This is a genomic window from Microbispora sp. CSR-4, from assembly GCF_008033685.1.
In the GTDB taxonomy this organism is placed as follows: Bacteria; Actinomycetota; Actinomycetes; order Streptosporangiales; family Streptosporangiaceae; genus Microbispora.
Genome location: NZ_VJVX01000007.1, coordinates 125,649 through 142,741 on the forward strand (window position 1 = coordinate 125,649; position 17,093 = coordinate 142,741).

At 73.4% G+C, this 17,093-nt stretch carries 14 protein-coding genes and 1 pseudogene; 9 read left to right on the top strand and 6 right to left on the bottom strand.

All coding sequences use genetic code 11. The features are described 5' to 3' along the window. Positions 1-229 precede the first annotated feature (229 nt). From FLV34_RS08995 to FLV34_RS09030, 8 genes are all read left to right on the top strand, one after another. Positions 230-2,956 (top strand): bifunctional GNAT family N-acetyltransferase/acetate--CoA ligase family protein, encoded by a 2,727-nt coding sequence (locus tag FLV34_RS08995; RefSeq protein ID WP_147942851.1) that lies wholly within the window; start codon positions 230-232, stop codon positions 2,954-2,956. A gap of 110 nt (positions 2,957-3,066) precedes the next feature. Further along, positions 3,067-3,660 (top strand): DUF5998 family protein, encoded by a 594-nt coding sequence (locus tag FLV34_RS09000; protein WP_142645704.1) that lies wholly within the window; start codon positions 3,067-3,069, stop codon positions 3,658-3,660. A gap of 87 nt (positions 3,661-3,747) precedes the next feature. Beyond that, complete coding sequence (locus tag FLV34_RS09005; RefSeq protein ID WP_147942874.1) at positions 3,748-4,875, top strand: alkaline phosphatase family protein; 1,128 nt, start codon at positions 3,748-3,750, stop codon at positions 4,873-4,875. Positions 4,876-5,002: 127 nt separating this feature from the next. Then, complete coding sequence (locus FLV34_RS09010; protein ID WP_142645703.1) at positions 5,003-5,443, top strand: MarR family winged helix-turn-helix transcriptional regulator; 441 nt, start codon at positions 5,003-5,005, stop codon at positions 5,441-5,443. A gap of 41 nt (positions 5,444-5,484) precedes the next feature. Continuing rightward, a complete protein-coding gene (locus FLV34_RS09015) occupies positions 5,485-5,736 on the top strand; it encodes a hypothetical protein (RefSeq protein ID WP_147942852.1) in 252 nt (83 codons plus the stop codon). Then, positions 5,733-7,121, top strand: a complete 1,389-nt coding sequence (locus FLV34_RS09020; protein WP_205829870.1) for an MFS transporter — start codon at positions 5,733-5,735, stop codon at positions 7,119-7,121. Before FLV34_RS09015 ends, FLV34_RS09020 begins: the two co-directional genes overlap by 4 nt. 95 nt (positions 7,122-7,216) lie before the next feature. Beyond that, complete coding sequence (locus FLV34_RS09025; RefSeq protein WP_147942853.1) at positions 7,217-7,801, top strand: hydrolase; 585 nt, start codon at positions 7,217-7,219, stop codon at positions 7,799-7,801. Positions 7,802-7,943: 142 nt separating this feature from the next. Continuing rightward, positions 7,944-8,756, top strand: a complete 813-nt coding sequence (locus FLV34_RS09030) for a sulfurtransferase (RefSeq protein WP_147942854.1) — start codon at positions 7,944-7,946, stop codon at positions 8,754-8,756. A gap of 468 nt (positions 8,757-9,224) precedes the next feature. Here the strand turns inward: FLV34_RS09030 and FLV34_RS09035 are convergent, their stop codons facing one another. Genes FLV34_RS09035 through FLV34_RS09050 form a run of 4 tightly spaced genes read right to left on the bottom strand, consistent with a single transcriptional unit; the run spans position 9,225 to position 14,400 of the window. Continuing rightward, positions 9,225-12,281: a CHAT domain-containing protein gene (locus tag FLV34_RS09035; RefSeq protein WP_147942855.1), complete on the bottom strand. Its 3,057-nt coding sequence runs from the start codon at positions 12,279-12,281 to the stop codon at positions 9,225-9,227. Then, positions 12,278-12,811, bottom strand: coding sequence for a hypothetical protein (locus tag FLV34_RS09040; protein ID WP_147942856.1), 534 nt, complete (start codon positions 12,809-12,811; stop codon positions 12,278-12,280). The genes FLV34_RS09035 and FLV34_RS09040 overlap by 4 nt, the downstream gene beginning before the upstream one ends. Then, positions 12,808-13,335, bottom strand: a complete 528-nt coding sequence (locus tag FLV34_RS09045; RefSeq protein WP_147942857.1) for an RNA polymerase sigma factor — start codon at positions 13,333-13,335, stop codon at positions 12,808-12,810. Before FLV34_RS09045 ends, FLV34_RS09040 begins: the two co-directional genes overlap by 4 nt. A 45-nt stretch (positions 13,336-13,380) precedes the next feature. Continuing rightward, a complete protein-coding gene (locus tag FLV34_RS09050; RefSeq protein ID WP_147942858.1) occupies positions 13,381-14,400 on the bottom strand; it encodes a S8/S53 family peptidase in 1,020 nt (339 codons plus the stop codon). Positions 14,401-14,592: 192 nt separating this feature from the next. Here FLV34_RS09050 and FLV34_RS09055 point away from each other — a divergent pair, with 192 nt between their 5' ends. Next, a complete protein-coding gene (locus FLV34_RS09055) occupies positions 14,593-15,090 on the top strand; it encodes a DUF3145 domain-containing protein (protein WP_179155579.1) in 498 nt (165 codons plus the stop codon). A gap of 222 nt (positions 15,091-15,312) precedes the next feature. On the opposite strand, the pseudogene FLV34_RS42265 reads toward FLV34_RS09055, so the two are convergent. Then, positions 15,313-15,492 (bottom strand): annotated as a pseudogene (locus tag FLV34_RS42265) (aldo/keto reductase); the annotation flags it as partial. Between the two features lie 172 nt (positions 15,493-15,664). Beyond that, a complete protein-coding gene (locus FLV34_RS09065) occupies positions 15,665-17,086 on the bottom strand; it encodes an acyl-CoA carboxylase subunit beta (protein WP_147942859.1) in 1,422 nt (473 codons plus the stop codon). Positions 17,087-17,093 lie beyond the last annotated feature (7 nt).

Here is a 17,093-nt window from a genome sequence, read left to right on the forward strand (position 1 = left end):
AGGGGTGGCGTCCTCTCCGTGCTGTGAGGCTGACGTCCAGAAACCTAACAGCTTCCAGGGGCGTCGTGGGGTGGAGAGCGGACAGACGGGCACAGTCGATGCACAAGCGTTGCCCAACTTGCCACGTCAGGGCTGGTAGATCCCTTATAGGCGAATCCGGAAAGCGGATCGGTGAGTCGTAAGGAATGTCTCAATCCAGGCGAAGCCGGACGCGGCTAGCCTCGATTGCGTGCACCCTCAGTACCCCGCCCACTGGGAGGCGGACGTCGTGCTGTCCGACGGCGGCACCGCCCACGTCCGCCCGATCAGGCCGGACGACGCCGACATGCTGCGCTCGTTCTACTCGCGCCTGTCCGCGGAGTCCATCTACTTCCGGTACTTCGGGCCGCGCCCCCGCCTGACCGACAAGGACGTGGTCTGGTTCACCAACGTCGACTACGACAACCGGGTCGCCCTCATCGCCACGATCGGCACCGAGATGGTCGCGGTCGTACGGTATGACCGGGTGCAGCCGCGCGACCACGCCGAGGTGGCCTTCCTGGTAGAGGACGCCCACCAGGGCAGGGGCGTGGCCGCGGTGCTGATGGAGCACCTGCGGGCCGCCGCCCGCGAGCGCGGGATCAAGACCTTCATCGCCGACGTGCTGCCGGGCAACCACCGGATGATGGGCCTGTTCCGCCAGGCCGGCTACACGGCGCAGAGCCAGTTCGAGGACGGCGTCGTGCGCATGACGCTCGACCTGTCCAGCACCGAGACCGCGCTGGAGGTCCGGCTCGCCCGCGAGCACCGCGCCGAGGCACGCTCGATCGCCCGCCTGCTGACGCCCGAGTCGGTCGCGGTCATCGGTGCGAGCCGCGAGCCGGGCGGGATCGGCCAGACGGTCCTGCGCAACCTGCTCGCCGCCGACTTCACCGGCCCCGTCTACCCCGTCCACCGGCACGTACGGGCCGTGGCCGGCGTGCGGGCCTACCGCAGCGTGTCGGCCATCGACGGCGAGGTGGACCTCGCGGTGCTGGCGGTCCCCGCCGAGGGCGTGCTCGAACTGGTCGAGGAGTGCGCGGAGAAGGGCGTGAAGGGCCTGGTCGTGGTCTCCTCCGGATTCGGCGAGACCGGGCCCGAGGGCCGGGCCCGCCAGGAGGAGCTGGTCCGCATCGCCCGCGCGTACGGCATCCGGGTGGTCGGGCCCAACTGCCTGGGCATCGCCAACACCGACCCCGCCGTACGGCTCAACGCGACGCTCGCGGCGACCCTGCCGGGGCGGGGGAGGGTCGGGTTCTTCAGCCAGTCGGGCGCGCTCGGCACCGCCCTGCTGCAACGGGTGGCGCAGCGCGGCATGGGCATCTCGACGTTCGTCTCGGCGGGCAACCGGGCCGACGTGTCCGGCAACGACCTCCTCCAATACTGGGAGGAGGACCCGGCGACCGACGTGATCCTGCTCTACCTGGAGTCCATCGGGAACCCGCGCAAGTTCACCCGGCTGGCCCGGCGGATCTCCCGCTCGAAGCCGATCGTGGTGGTCAAGTCGCGCGGCGTCCCCGGCGGGCACCGCGCGCCCGTGCTCGCGCTGCCCGACACCGCGCTGAGCTCGCTGTTCGCGCAGGCCGGGGTCATCCGGGTGGACGACCTGGTCCAGCTCTTCGACGTCGGCCAGCTCCTGGCGCACCAGCCGCTGCCTGCCGGGCCGCGGGTGGGGGTGGTCGGCAACTCCGACGCGCTCACGCTGCTCGCGGAGGAGGCGTGCGCGGACGCCGGCCTGCAGCCGGGCGTGCCGGTGAACCTCGGCGCCCGCGCCGGCGCCGCCGAGTTCGCCGCGGCCCTGCGGAGCGTCCTGCCGCAGGTGGACGCCGCCGTCGCGATCTACATGCCGCCCATCCCAGGAGACTGCCGCGAGGTGGCCGAGGCGCTGCTGGAGGTCGCGCGGGAGTCGGGCAAGCCGGTGCTGGCGACCTTCCAGGGCGCGCTGGGCATGCCGGTCGAGCTGCGGGTGACGGACGGCCCCGGCGACGACTCCCCCCAACGCGGGTCGATCCCGTCGTACCCCGCCCCGGAGGAGGCGGTTCGCGCGCTGGCACACGTCGTGCGGTACGCCCAGTGGCGCAGGCAGCCGCCCGGCACGGTCCCGACCGTCGAGGGGATCGACACCGCCGCGGCGCGGGAGATCGTCGCCGCCGCCCTGGCAGGCAAGGACGCGGCCGGTGAGGCATCCGGCGGGGGTGGTGCGGCAGGCGAGGGTGCGGTCGACAGGGGTGCGGCCGGTGAGGGGACGGTCGGCAGGGGTGCGGCCGTCGAGGAGCGGGAGATCGACGCGACCGCGCTGCTGGCCTGCTACGGCATCGAGGTCTGGCCCGCGTACGTCGCCGCCGACGCCGAGGAGGCCGTCGCCGCCGCCGAGCGGATCGGCTGGCCCGTGGTGGTCAAGTCGGCCGACCCGGAGGACGCCCGCCGCGCCGGCACCGTCCGCATCGGCCTCACCGAGCCCGCCGGGGTCCGGCAGGCGTACGCCGACCTCGCCGCGCTCCTCGGGCCGGGCACGCCGCTCGCGGTGCAGCGCATGGCGCCGCAGCCCTCGGTGCCCACCGTCGTCGGCGTGACCCAGGACCGCTATTTCGGCGGGGTCGTCACGTTCGGCCTCGGCGAGGTCACCGCCCGGCTGCTCGGCGACCAGGCGTACCGGCTCGCGCCGCTCACCGCCGAGGACGCGGCGGGGCTGGTGCGGTCGGTCCGCGCCGCGCCGTTGCTGTTCGGCGAGTACGGCTACCAGGCGGTGGCCGTGGAGGCGCTGGAGGACCTGCTGGTGCGGGTGGGACTGCTCGCCGACGCCCTGCCCGAGGTGGCCAGGATGGACCTCGACCAGGTCCTCGTAGGCGCGTCCGGGGTGGCCGTGCTGGGGGCGCGGGCCGTCCTGCGGCCCGTCACCGCGCTGCGCCCCGACGTCGGCCCCCGTCGCCTGAGCTGACCGGCGCGATGATCGACGCCTGAGCCGATCGGCCCGGCGTCACGCCGTGGGCGGAAAACCCGTCCCGTCGGGGTGTGAAACAGGTGTCCCTTACAGGGCAGGATGGACCCATGAGGGAAACCCGAGTCTCCGCCGCGGGCTTGCGCGAGGCCATAGATCGCAGCGGCTACTACCCGGATCTGGTGGCCGACGCCGTCGACTCCGCGCTCGGCAACGAGCCGGTCACGGCGTACGTCGTGCATCACGAGGCCACGTTCGACCCGGCGATGGAGGTGCGCAGGCACGTCACGGTCCTGGTCCTTTCGCCCACCCGGCTGCTGGTGTGCCACACCGACGAGCACCCGCCCGCCGAGGGCATGCCCGCCTCGCACGCCTCCACGACGACCGAGGCGGTGAGGCTCAGCCGCATCCAGTCGGTCGCCGTGACCAGAGTCGTGCCCGACCCCGCGGCGTACGCACCGGGCGTTCCCCCGACGGAGGTCACGCTCACGATCGGGTGGGGCGCGATCTCCCACGTCGATCTCGAACCGGCGACCTGCGGCGACGAGAACTGCGAGGCCGACCACGGCTACACCGGCGCGATCACGGCCGACGACCTGTCCCTGCGGGTCAGCGAGGCGGCCGACGGTCCCGAGGCCGTCACCCACGTGCTGACGTTCGCGAAGGCGCTGTCGGAGGCCACCGCCAAGGCGGCGACCACCTGACCGTTCCCCCTTGAGTCCCCCTTGAGCCGACGGGGAGGTGACGTGATCGATCCCCAGCCCTCGGGGGCTCCGCCCGGGGAGCCCACCATGGAGTCGCCGGTCGCGCCCGTGCCGTACGTGCCCGCGTACGGCACGGCCTCCCTGGCCGACCTGCCGGGCTCGCTGCTCGCCTCCCTCGGGCTGCCGACCGGCAACACGCTGGCGCTCGAGCCGGCCTCCCGGGTGTGCCTGTTCCTCGTGGACGGTCTCGGGGCCGAGCTCCTGGCCGCGCACCCCGGTGCCGCGCCGTTCCTCTCGGCCCATCTGCGCCGGACGCTCACGGCCGGCTTCCCCTCCTCGACCACGACCAGCCTGACCACCCTGGGCACCGGCGCCACTCCCGGGGAGCACGGCATGGTCGGCATCCAGATGGCCGTCCCGGGAGAGGGGCGGTTGTTCAACTGCCTGCGCTGGACGGTCCCCGGTCTGCCGATCGACCCGGACGTCTGGCAGCCCGCGCCGACCGTCTACCAACGCATGGCGGCGGCAGGCGTCGAGCCCGTTTACGTGGCGCCCGCGTCGTTCGACGGCACCGGGCTCACCCGCGCCGTCTACCGGGGCATGCGCTACTGGGCCGCCGAGAGCCCGGACGAGCGCGTCGAGGCCGTACGGCACGCGCTGCGCGAGACCGCGTTCGTCACCGTCTATTACGGCGACGTCGATCGCGCGGGGCACGTCAGCGGGTGGGGCGGCCGCGAGTGGCTCGAACAGCTCGCCATCGTGGACCGCATGGCCGAGCGCATCGCCGAGGCGCTGCCGCCGGGCGCGGCGCTGTACGTCACGGCCGACCACGGCATGATCAACGCTGCCGACAAGGTGGACGTGGATCTCCGTCCCGATCTGCTGGAGGGCGTGCTCATGCTGGGCGGGGAGGCCCGCGCCCGCCACGTCTACACCGCTCCGGGCGCGGCCTCCGCGGTGCTGGAGACCTGGCGGGAGGCCCTGCGCGGGCGGGCCTGGGTGGTCACCCGCGAGGAGGCCGTCTCGGCGGGCTGGTTTGGCCGCAGTGTCCGGCGCGAGTGGCTCGGCCGCATCGGCGACGTCGTGGCCGTGCCGTACGGCGAGTGCGTGATCGTGGCCTCGGCCGGGGAGCCGGTGGAGGCTTCCCTGATCGGGTATCACGGCTCGCTGACCCCCGCCGAGCAGAACATCCCGCTTGTAGAGATTCGCCGCTGACGCTGGTGCGGCCGGGGCGCTGCCGCCCCTGCGAGAGCCGCCGCCGATCCACATGCCCTTTGATCATCAGTCTGGACTGCGCAGTTTTGCGTGTACAGTCTGGACTGTCTTTCTTTGGGAGTGTGCCATGAGCGATGCCGTCTCTGAGGCGGCGGCGCAGGCGGCCGGCGACGTCTGGGTGGCGGTCAGCCGGCTCGTCCGCAGGCTGAGAGAGCTCGACACAGCGGGAGACCTCAGCCCCGGACAGGTCTCCGTGGTGGTGCGGCTGTTCAAGCACGGCCCGGCGTCGGCCAGTGAGCTGGCCGCGGCCGAGCGGGTCAGGCCGCAGTCGATGGCGGCGATCGTCCAGGCACTGGAACGGGCCGGGCTGGTCGAACGCCACCGCGATCCCGAGGACGGCCGGCGTCAGCTCGTCACGCTGACCGAATCGGGACGCGAGCGCCGCCTGGACGACCGGAGGGCGCGTGAGGCGTGGCTGGCACGGGCGCTGCAGGCACACTGCACCGAGGCGGAGCTGCGCACGATCATCGAGGCGATGGCGCTGCTGGACGCCGTGGCTCAATCGTGACCGGCCCAGTCGTAGCCGGGTCAGCGGTATCCGCGCCAGCGGTGTTCAAGCCGGTCGTGTCCGGGTCGGCGGTGTTCAAGCCGGTCGTGTCCGGGTCGGCGGTGTTCAAGCCGGTCGTGGGCGGGGCCGTTCGTGAACAGGGCACCGTCGTGGTCGGGCCGGAAGTGGCCGGGGCGGTTGTGCCAGCGCCGGTCGTGTCCGGGCCGGCGGTGTCCGAGGCTGAAGGGTCCGGGCAGGTCGCGGTCGGGGCCGTTCGTGAACAGGGCACCGTCGTGATCGGAGTCCGGGCATGACGCGCGTTGCCGCCGTCTTCCGGGTGGGACGCCGATCGGACTCCGGCGGCTTCGACCGCAGGCTGATCGTCCCGATGATCCTGGGCTCGATCCTCAACCCGATCAACTCGTCGATGCTGGCGGTGGCACTCGTGCCGATCGGCCGCTGGTTCCACGCCTCGCCCGCGCAGACGGCGTGGCTGGTGACGGGGCTCTACCTCGCCACAGCGGTCGGCCAGCCGGTCATCGGGCGGCTGGTGGACACCTTCGGCCCGCGGCCGCTCTACCTGACCGGCACGGCACTCGTCGGCGTCGCAGGGCTGCTCGGCGTGCTCGCGCCCACCCTCGGCGTACTGATCGTGTCCCGCGTCCTGCTCGGGATCGGAACCTCCGCCGCCTATCCCGCCTCGATGTTTCTACTGCGGGCCGAGGCCGACCGCACCGGCATGCGAAGTCCCAGCGGCATCCTGGCGGCGCTGTCGATCTCCAACCAGGTCATCGTGGTCATCGGGCCGACCCTGGGCGGCCTGCTCATCGGAGCGGGCGGCTGGCATCTCATCTTCGCCGTCAACGTGCCGCTCTCGGCCGCCTGCCTCGTCCTCGGCGCGCGGCGGCTGCCCCGCGGCTCCTCGGCCGCCCGGCGCGGCGGGGGACTGGACGTGCTCGGCATGGCGCTGTTCGCCGGCACGCTCACGGCGTTCATGACGTTCCTGATGAACCCGGCGTGGGACCTCTGGTGGCTGCTCGTGGTCGTCGTGATCGCCGGCACCTGCTTCGCCGTACGGGAACTGCGGACCGCCCAGCCGTTCCTCGACCTGCGGGTGCTGGGCGGCAACCCGCCGCTGCTGGCCACCTACGGCAGGCAGTGGCTGGCCTTCACGACCTCCTACGCCTTCATGTACGGCTTCCCGCAGTGGCTGCAGGACAGCCGGTCGCTCGGCCCCTCGGCCGCCGGGCTGCTGCTTCTGCCCATGTCGGCGACGGCCATCGCCGTGACCGCCCTCACCGGCCGCCGCCCCGAGGTGCGCGGCAAGCTCGCCGTGGGCGCCGCGGCGCAGATCGCCGCCTGTGTCGCGCTGCTGACGGCCGGCTCCGGCAGCCCGATATGGCTGCTGGCGCTGACCGGCGCGTTCGTCGGCGTCTCGCAGGGCCTCAACGGGCTGGCCAACCAGAACGCGCTGTACGCGCAGGCCGACCCGGCCCGCATGGGGTCCTCAGCCGGGCTGCTCCGCACGTTCGGATATCTCGGCGCGCTGAGCGCCTCGGCCTCCAACGCGACCTTCTACCGGGATGGCGCGACCACAACCGGGCTGCACGAGCTGAGCCTGCTTCTGCTGGGCGTCTCGGCGCTGCTGCTGGTCGGCACCCTCGTCGACCGGTCGCTACGGCGCGTCGGCCGCACCTGACCATCCCGGCCCATCCACCAGGGCCCATCCAGCCGGGCGCATCTCATCAGTGCCCATATCCCATCAGGGCCATCCATCAGAAAGGGAGCTTTCCCATGCCCGTGACCACGCTCGACCCCAGGACCGCGCTCGTCGTCGTCGACCTCCAGAAGGGCATCTTGGCCATACCCGGCGGCCCGCACTCCACGAGCGACGTGCTCGCCCGGACGGTGCGGCTGGCCGAGGCATTCCGGGCGCGCGACCTGCCGGTCGTCCTGGTGCGCGTCACCGGAGCGGCCGACGGCGCGGACGCCGTCCCGGGACGCACCGACCTGCCGCGCGCCGGGCAGGCCCGGCCCGACGGATGGGACGAGATCGCCGACGACCTGGCCGGGCACCCAGGCGACATCGTCGTCACCAAGCGCAACTGGTCGGCCTTCTACGGCACCGACCTCGACCTGCATCTGCGCCGCCGCCGCGTCACCCAGGTCGTGCTGACCGGAGTCGCCACGAGCATCGGAGTCGAGTCGACCGCGCGTGCCGCCCACGAGCACGGATACAACGTCACTCTGGCGACCGACGCCATGACTGACCTCGACCCGGAGGCCCACCGCAACAGCATCGAGAAGATCTTCCCGCGTCTCGGTGAGACCGGCACGACGGCTGACATTCTCGGCCTGCTCGCCGCGATCGGGTCCTGAGCCGCGCGGCCCCTGCCTGCTTCGCAGCGCGCTCTTTCGCCTTGGCACGTCGGACCCTGCCTGCCGCCGCACGGTGGACGCCGCCGGCTTGGCACAATGGCTGCGGCACCGTCCGGCAGGGGCGCGAAGGCAAGGGGATGGCATGAGCCCGCTGATCACTCCTGAGGAGCTCGCCGCGATCGGCGACGCCTCGATCCTCGACGTTCGCTGGCGGCTGGGCGGGCCGCCCGGCATCGAGGCGTACCACGAGGCGCACATACCCGGCGCGCTCTTCTGCGACCTCGACGCCGACCTCGCAGCCCCGGCCGGGCCCGCCGGACGGCATCCGCTGCCCACGCCGGAGGCGTTCCAGGAGGCGATGCGCCGCCTCGGAGTGTCCGAGGGCCGGCCGGTGGTCGTCTACGACGACGCCGACTCGACGGCGGCGGCCAGGGCCTGGTGGACGCTGCGTTACTTCGGCCACGGCGACGTACGCGTGCTCGACGGCGGGCTGCGGGCCTGGACCCGGGCCGGGCTCCCGTTGACCAAGGACGAGGCTCCCGTCCCGCCGGGCGACTTCACCGCGCGGCCGGGCGGGATGCCGGTGCTCGACGCCGACCAGGCCGCCGCGCTGGCGTCCGACGGCGTGCTGCTCGACGCCAGGGCGGCCGAGCGCTACCGGGGCGAGGTGGAGCCGATCGACCCGGTCGCCGGGCACGTCCCCGGTGCGATCAGCGCCCCGACCTTCGAGAACGTCGAGCCCGGCGGCCGGTTCCACAACAGGGAGTTCCTCCGCGAGCGCTTCAACAGCCTCGGAGCGGTCGAGGGCGTGCCCGTCGGGGCGTACTGCGGATCGGGCGTCACGGCCGCCCACGAGGTGCTCGCGCTGGAGATCGCCGGCCTGCCGGCGGCCCTGTACGTCGGCTCGTGGTCCAACTGGGTCGCCGACTCCAGCAGGCCGGTCGCGACCGGCTGACCTCGGCGCTCGGCTGCAGAGCTGGGCCCCGGTACGTGTGACCCGGCTGGAGCGCACGCCCCAGAGGGATCGTGTGACCCGGCCATGCTGGGCACGGTTCCAGCACTCGACCCTGGCGCCTGTCCGGGGCTTTGCTCGCGGGGTCGGCTCCGGTGCTTGGCTGGGTGCTCGGCTTCAGCGCTGGACACTGGCGCTCGTGCCGGAGATCGGCTCGCGGGGTCGGCTCCGGTGCTTGGCTTCGGTGCCGGACCCTGGCGATCGTCCCGGAGCTTGGCTCGCGCGCTTGGTTCCGCTGCTCGCCTGGCTGCTCGGCTTCATTGCTGGATCCTGATGCGCGTCCTGGAGCTTCGCTCGCATGGTCGGCTGCGATGTTTGGCTTCGGTGCCGGATACTGGCGATCGTCCCGGAGCCAGCTCATGACGCCTGACTCCGGCGCTGGGTCCTGACGCTCGGTCCGGTGGCGGGCCGTCAGCTCGTGGCGAGGGGTTCGTCGCCGGCGCCGAAGCAGACGAAGCCTGGCACTGCCGTCTTCTCGGCGGCCTGGGCGAGCGCCTCGGCGGGGGAGCGGCCCTCGGCCAGCAGCGTGTGGAAGAGCGTCATGAGCGTTCGCGCCTCGTCGTCGCGCACCGGCACGACACCGGCCACCACGCACGCGGCGTCCCCGTTGCGGGCGGCGCTGTCGAGGAAGGCCCCGGCGAGGCCCAGCGCCGCGCCGTCCACCGGGGCGTGGGCCATCCCGGCGTCGCAGGCCGACAGCACGACGAGACGGGGGATCCGCCGCGCGGTCAGCAGGTCGTAGGCCATGAGCGGCCCGTCGTCGAGCGTGATCTGCGACAGCATGGGCCCGCGCGGGCTGAACATCCCGTGCGCGGCGATGTGGAGCACGTCGGCCTGCTCGATCGCGCGGAGCACCTCCGCCCTGGTCGCGCCGATGCGCCGCCCTCGAGTGTGCGCGGCGGCGACCATGTCGGCCTCGGCCTCGGCGTGATCGAGCCCCGGCCCCGCGAGCGACAGCACCAGAGGGGCTCCGGCCGGGCCTCGGCGTGAGGCGAGCCACACGGTGGCGTCGGCGGCCACCGACACCGGCCTGCCGCGTAGCGAGGGAAGCAGCGGCCAGGGCAGCGTGTACAACGCTCCGGTGGGCACGATCGTCACCGGGCTGCCGGGCGGGCTCCCCGCCAATGACAGGGTGCCTGGACCGGATAGGAGAACGTGGTCGAGCGCGTACAGCTCGCCTGCGAGTCCCTCGTCCACTGACATGGGAAAAGCATCCACGCCGCCTGGCGCATCCCGCAGAGTGCTGCGCCCGTAGTCAAGCGGAGCGTCGGGTGGGGTGTCGCGCCTGGGCTCGGGTCGGGCGTCGCGCTCGGGGTCACGTATGGCGCCGCGCTCAGGGTCGAGCAGGGTGTCGCGCCTGGGGCCGAGCGGGGTGTTGCGCCCGGGGCCGAGTGGGGTCCCGTGCATGGGGTTGGGCGGGGTGTTGTGCTCGGGGTTGAGCAGGGTGTTGCGCTCGGGGTAGGGCAGGGTGTTGTGCTCGGGGGCGAGTGAGGTCCTGTGCATGGGGTTGGGCTCGGGATTGCGCCCGGGGCGGGGCAGGGTGTCGAGCAGGGCACGGCGGCGCAGGCCATACCTGATGCGCACGGTCGCCTCCACTGCCGCCTGGTAGCTGCCGAGGAACCGCAGCGTGCATCCCCCTGAGCCGGCCGTGACGGCGAACAGGTCGTCGCCGCGCCGTACGAGTTCCACGAGCAGCCCGGATCCGGCGGGCGGGTCGCCGTGCGGCCCGGACCCGGTCGGCATAAAGCCGTGCAACCTGGACCCGGTCGGCATGCTGCCGTGTAGCAGCGGCGCGGGAACCGGGGCGCCGCGCACGACCGCCCGCCACCGTTCGGCCCATTCGAGCACGGTTCGGGCATCGCCCGTCCGTCGGGCCCGGTCGAGGGCGATCTCCAGGCCGAGCGCGGCGAGGTCCTCGGCCGGCCGTGCCGCGTGCACCCGCAGCTCCGCGTCCCGCGCCGCGTCACGGTCGCGCGGACCGGCCGCGTCACCGATGGGACCTGCCGCGTCACCGATGGGACCTGCCGCGTCACCATGCGGACCGGCGGTGTCGCCGTGCGGACCGGCCTGGTCATCGAGTGGACCGGCGTCGCCGGGGGAGTGCACGGCCTCGATTCCTCGGGCCGCGGCAATCAGGGCCTGATCGAGGTCCCCGTCCAACCGATGCCGCATCGCCACCGCGTGCCAGCGTACGAGCGGGCGGGTGGCGGTGGCGGCGTGGTCGAGCTGGGCGCGGGCCTGCGTGATCGCGCCCAGCCGTACGGCCGCCGCCGCGGCGGTGAGCCGCAGCGCGGCCGAGGCAGCAGGCCATCCGCACACCGCGAGCTCGCCGGCGCAGGCGACCAGATCGGTGACCAGGCTCTCGGCGTCCGACGCCTCGTGCGCGGGTGCGTCCGGTGGTGCGGGTGTCTCCGCGAGGCGGGCGCGCAGGACGACCTCCCTGGCCAGGGGCAGCCAGGCCGTCCTGCCCTGGGCGTCCAGCTCCGCGAGCGCCGTACGCGCCGTCGCCGCGGCCAGCGTGGCGTCCCCGGCGAGGAGCGCGGCCTGGGCGAGCAGCAGCCGTGCGCCGGGCACCGCCGCCTGCGCCCCGGCCGCCACCAGTTCGGGGACGGCCTGTTCGAGCAGCGTGCGTGCCTCACCGGGCAGGCGCGCGGCCAGCAGCGCTTCGGCGAAGTCCGTGCGCATCACCGCGAGCCGTTCAGGAAAGCCGAAGAGGGTCGCCTCGGCCGCCTGGTATCGCGCGAAGGCGGCGGCGATGTCGCCGCGCCGGGCGGCCACGAACGGCAGGTTGCCCTCCGCCAGCATCGCGACGTGGTCCAGGCCGGCCGACCTCGCGAGCCGGGCGCACTCCGCGAGATCGGCCTCGGCCTCGGCATACCGCTCACGGTAGGCGTGCGCGAGGCCGCGGTTGAGCAGCCCGCCCGCCCTGAAGTGGGCGTCGTCGCCCAGCAGGCCGATCGCCCGGTCGCAGTGCCGTACGGCCTCCTCGTGCCGTCCCAGCAGGATCAGGGCGACCGACCGCTGCACGCCGAGCCTCGCGAGGTCCGCTCCCGAGAGGTCCCGTTCGGCGAGGTCGGCGAGGCGCAGCCCGCCCTCGGGGTCGCCGAGCTGGGCCCGCACGGTGACGAGCGACATCCGGGCCTGCACCACCCGGCGCGGAAACCCGCGCCCCGCCGCGATCGCCTCTTCCAGCCGCTCTCCGGCGAGCTCGAGGTCGCCCAGCTCGCGGGCGGCCAGCGCGGTCGCGCGCAGCGCCACCGACGCCGCCTCGCCGTACGCGCCCGCGGGTCCCGGCCACCCGGCCAGGTCCAGTACGGCTCTCGCCTCCACGAGGGCCAGCCGGGGGTCGGTCGCGGAGAGCCGTACGGCAGCCTCGGCCCTGCCGAGCAAATCGACGCCGTGCGGATCGATGGCGTGCGGATCGACGCCGTGCGGATCTACGTCCAGCGAGTCCCCGGGCGGAGTCATGGGTGCACGTGGATCCAGCGGGTGAAGACGGGCGGGTGGCCGGGCCGGTGGCAGACGACGCTGACCCAGCCAGGCGGCAGGCCGGCCACCGCGAAGTGGCCGCTGCCGGAGGGCGTACGGACCTTGGCGATGTGCGGCGTCCGCACTTCGACCGTGGCATCCGGCCCGGGGGCGGGGGACACCTGACCGGCCACCTCCATACGCCCTCCGGTGACGGTCGTCTCGACGTCGATGACCAGGCCATCGGCACTGAACCGGCGGGCACCGGCCTGCGCGGTCCCGGGCCGCGTCGTCTCGCCCTGTGCCGTCTCGGGCTGCGCGCGTTCGGCCTGTGCGTGTTCGTCTTGTGCCGTTCCGGCATCGGCGGCGGAGCGAGCCCCCGGCGGCACGGGAAGGTCGACCGGCCCGGCGGGCACGCCTCCGGGCACCCGCAGGCCGAAGACCGCGCGGGCGGCGGCCGACACGCCTTCCGGCACCGGGTCGGCGCCCGCTCCCATGCGCAGGGCCGCCAGCAGGTATTCCTCCCTCACGATGCGTCCTCCTCTTCCACAAGAGCGCGCAGGCGGGCCATGCATCGGGCCCGGGTGGGGCCGATGCTGCCGATCGGCAGGTTCAGACGGACCGCTATCTGGGCGTACCGCGCCTCGGGGTGGAGCACGTAGAGGCGGATGAGCGACCGGCACGGCTCACCGAGCAGGTCGAGCCTGCGCCACACCTGCCTGCCGAAGTCGGCGTCCACCACCGCAGCGGTCGGGTCGGGCAGTGCCGTGTCGGGCACGTCCAGGTCGGAGACCACCTCCCCGCGTGCCCTGCGGCTGAGCCGGGCGGCCTCGTGCCGGGTCGTGGTGACGAGCCAGGCGCCGATCCGTTCGGGGTCGCGGATCGTGTCCGCGCTCTCCACGAGCCGGAGCCATGCACCCTGTACGGCGTCGGCCGCGTCGGCGGTGCTCAGCCCGAACGCCCGGGCGACCGCCCACATCCTGCCGTCGAATCGGGCGACCAGGGCCTCCCAGGCGGCCTGGTCGATGGTGGCGAAGGAGTTGTCTGTCGTCATCCGTCACTCTGCGCGCTCGAGGGAAAGCGTATGGTGACGAGAACCTTACCGATCCCCGCTCGTCACGACCACCCCGAGATCCGCGACCCGCCTGTCGCCGTCGAGCAGGCGGCGTACGGCCTCCGCCGGCGGCACCTTCCGGCACAGGCGGGCGAGCGCGCCGGTGACGACGGCGGCGGCGAACGAGGTGCCGCTCCAGGTGGCGTAGCCGTGGAAGTCGCCGAACTCGAGGAAGCTGCTCGTCAGCCCGACACCCGGGGCCCAGACGTCCACCCATGGGCCGTACGCGGAGAACTCGGCCCTGTTGTCGCCGTCGAGTGCGCCGACCGCGACCACGCCGGGCAGTGCCGCGGGCCAGAAGGGACGCGACGACGCGGTGTTGCCCGCGCACGCGACGACGGCGGGGAAGCCCGCGAGCGCCTCGGCCAGCCCGAGGGGCGGCGCGTCGTCGAAGGTGTGCCCGCCGAAGGAGAGGTTCACCACGTCGGTCCGGCCGTCGCGCAGCACGGCGAGCGCCCGCAGCAGCGCCGCCTGGTCGCTGACGCCGTCGCTGTCGAGGAGGCGGAGGACGCGCAGCCGTACGCCGGGCGCGTGCCGCAGGATCAGCCCGGCCACGAACGTGCCGTGTCCCGCCTGTCGGTCGCGCACGCCGTCGCCGTCCGCGTCGGGCGTCTCGGCGATGTCGTCGTCGTACCACCGTGCCATCCAGGGGTGCGGCGCCAGGCCGGTGTCGAGGACCGCGGCGACGACCTCGCCCGGCTCACCCGGCTCGTACGGCGGGGCCGCCGCGGGTGCGGGCGGCCCGCCGGGCCCGCCGAAGAACAGCGGCTGGCCGGAAAGGACATGGTTGGGGGAGGCGGCGTGCCCGCGGTCGCGGAGCGTGGCCGTCAGGTCGATCACGTCGGTGCCCGGCGGCAGCCGTACGCGGTGGACCCGGCCGGTGCCCGGAAGGGGCTCGGAGGCCAGTGCCCACCGGGAGACGGCGGTGGGAGAGGAGGTCAGGAGTTCGTCGGGCCGGATCAGGGCGGGCCGTCCGGGGAGGGGTTCGACGAGCCGGCTGCGCATGGGAAAGCCTTTCCGTATTGATTACGGAGCGTGTCCTTCCCGAATTGGTTGGTCGCCAAGCACCAATCGGTATGACCCCCCTCTGGTGCCAGGCTGCAACGGACGGTAGTCTCTCCTACAGTCATCCAACCGTGATCATTCCAAGTATGAGGCCGTTGGGGAAGGCGCACCTCATGCGAATTGGGAGGTCCGGTGGCTGCTGCTCGTGGCGTCCTGTACGTCCACTCGGCTCAGCCTGCGCTGTGCCCGCACATCGAGTGGGCCGTCGCAGGCGTTCTTGGCGTACCCGTCGACCTGACGTGGACCGCCCAGCCCGCCGCGCCCGGGACCCTGCGGGCCCAGGCGGAGTGGGAGGGGCGTCCCGGCACGGCGGCGGCGATCACGTCCTCACTCATGGGCTGGCAGCGCATCCGGTTCGAGATAACCGAGGACGCTTCACCGGGTGTCGACGGCTCCCGGCACGCCTACACGCCGACGCTCGGCGCGTTCACGGCGGTCGTCGGCGCGAACGGGGACATCCTGATCCCCGAAGACCGCCTGCGCAACGTGATGCTGATGGCCGCCCAGGGCCGGGTCGTCCTGGAAGAGGAGCTCGACCGCCTGCTCGGCAAGCAGTGGGACGAGGAACTGGAGTCGTTCCGCTACGCGGGCGAGGGCGCGCCGGTGCGCTGGCTGCACGCGGCCGTCTGATCCTGTGCCACCGCGGTCTCAGCCCTGCGCCGCGGTGGCCTGAATCCTGCGCCGCGGTGGTCTGTTTTGCGCGGATCGTGATAACAAGGCGCGGGTGCGCCTTATGAAAACCATATAGAAAGCCGCCTTTTTCGCAGATATACCGGGACTCATCCACGTCCGCACCCCCGACGCGGACCCGAGGAGGAGCCCATGAGCGTTCTCGCCCGGCGGCTGGTCGTTGGCCACATGCGGGCCGTAGGAGTCGCTGGTGTCGATGTGGGTGACGCCGAGTTCCACGGCCCGGCGTAGCACGGCGAGCGCGGTGACGTGGTCACGCGGCGGGTCCCACACCCCCGGGCCGGGCAGTTGCATCGCCCCATACCCGAGCCGCCGGCCGGCCGGCCCGTCACCCAGTCGCAGGACGCCGCCGGCGAGGCCGTGAGAACCAGCGGAATCGTCAAGTAGCGGATATCCGCCGCGAGAGAACGCGAAAGCGCCGGTCCCCGCGTTCAGGGACCGGCGCTTCCGGTGCGTCGTCAGAAAGGCGTCCTCAGATAGGCGCCGCCAGAAGGGCGCCGCCAGAGGGGCGTCGTCAGAGGGGGATGTTGCCGTGGGCGCCCCGGGCCGGGGTGGCCTGGGCGAGCACCCGGGCGATCATGCCGCGCGTCTTGGCCGGCTCGATCACCTCGTCGATCACGCCGAGGTCGAGGGCGCGCTGGAGGCCGCCCGCCGTCTTCTCGTGCTCCTCGGCCAGCCGGGCCTCGAGCGCGGAGCGCTCCTCCTCGGGAGCGGCGGCCAGCTCGCGCCGCTTGAGGATGCGCACCGCGGCGACCGCGCCCATGACCGCCACCTGGATGTCCGGCCAGGCGAACACCCGGGTCGCGCCGAGCGAGCGGGAGTTCATCGCGATGTAGGCCCCGCCGTACGCCTTGCGGGTGATGAGCGTGATGCGGGGCACGGACGCCTCGGCGAACGCGTGCAGCAGCTTCGCGCCGCGCCGTACGATCCCGTCGTGCTCCTGGCCGACCCCGGGGAGGTAGCCGGGCACGTCCACGAGCACCACCAGCGGCACCCCGAAGGCATCGCACATCCGGACGAACCGGGCGGCCTTCTCCGCGGAGGCGGAGTCGAGGCAGCCGCCGAGCCGCATGGGGTTGTTGGCGATGACGCCGACCGTGCGGCCGCCGAGGCGGCCCAGGGTGGTGACGATGTTCGGCGCCCACTTGGGGTGCAGCTCCACGCCGGGCTCGTCGAGCAGCCCCTTGACCAGCGGGTGCACGTCGTACGCGCGGCGGGGGTTGTCGGGGAGCAGGGTGCCGAAGTCGACCTCGTCCACGTCGTCGCGCACCCGGCCCTGGTGGCCGAGCAGTACGGCGAGCTGGCGGGCCCGCAGCATCGCCTCGGGCTCGTCCTTGGTGACGACGTGGACGACGCCGCTGCGCTTGCTGTGCGGCTCCGGACCGCCGAGGGAGGCCATGTCGGTCTCCTCGCCGGTCACGCTGCGCACGACGTCCGGACCGGTGACGAAGATGCGGCCGCTGTCGGCGAGGATCACGATGTCGGTCAGGGCGGGGCCGTACGCGCCGCCGCCGGCCACCGGGCCGACCACGACGGAGATCTGGGGGACCAGGCCCGACGCCTTGGTCATGGCGGCGAAGACCCGGCCGACCGCGTGCAGGGACTCGGCACCCTCGGCGAGGCGGGCGCCGCCGGAGGGCCAGAGGCCGATGATCGGCACCCGCTCCCGCACGGCCACGTCGTAGGCGTGGACGATGTGCTCACAGCCCTCCGCGCCCATGGCGCCGCCCTGGACCCGGGCGTCGCTGCAGAACGCGACGACCGGCACGCCTTCGACGCGCCCGGACACCGCCAGCACGCCGCTCTTGTCCTCGGGGGTGATCGGCCGGATCGAGCCCTCGTCGAGCAGGTGGCCCAGGCGCACCAGGGGGTCACGGGGGTCGACGGCGGCGGCGTCGGCGGCGTCGGCCACCGTTCTGCTGTCCAGCACTGTCATTCGAGAC

Coding starts and splice junctions, on each gene's coding strand:
- FLV34_RS09035 (WP_147942855.1), bottom strand. CDS start 12,281: ATGACTCCGCCCGGGGACTCGCTGGACGTAGATCCGCACGGCGTCGAT.
- FLV34_RS09050 (WP_147942858.1), bottom strand. CDS start 14,400: ATGCGCAGCCGGCTCGTCGAACCCCTCCCCGGACGGCCCGCCCTGATC.
- FLV34_RS09025 (WP_147942853.1), top strand. CDS start 7,217: ATGCCCGTGACCACGCTCGACCCCAGGACCGCGCTCGTCGTCGTCGAC.
- FLV34_RS09005 (WP_147942874.1), top strand. CDS start 3,748: ATGGAGTCGCCGGTCGCGCCCGTGCCGTACGTGCCCGCGTACGGCACG.
- FLV34_RS09065 (WP_147942859.1), bottom strand. CDS start 17,086: ATGACAGTGCTGGACAGCAGAACGGTGGCCGACGCCGCCGACGCCGCC.
- FLV34_RS09045 (WP_147942857.1), bottom strand. CDS start 13,335: ATGACGACAGACAACTCCTTCGCCACCATCGACCAGGCCGCCTGGGAG.
- FLV34_RS09010 (WP_142645703.1), top strand. CDS start 5,003: ATGAGCGATGCCGTCTCTGAGGCGGCGGCGCAGGCGGCCGGCGACGTC.
- FLV34_RS09030 (WP_147942854.1), top strand. CDS start 7,944: ATGAGCCCGCTGATCACTCCTGAGGAGCTCGCCGCGATCGGCGACGCC.
- FLV34_RS09000 (WP_142645704.1), top strand. CDS start 3,067: ATGAGGGAAACCCGAGTCTCCGCCGCGGGCTTGCGCGAGGCCATAGAT.
- FLV34_RS09020 (WP_205829870.1), top strand. CDS start 5,733: ATGACGCGCGTTGCCGCCGTCTTCCGGGTGGGACGCCGATCGGACTCC.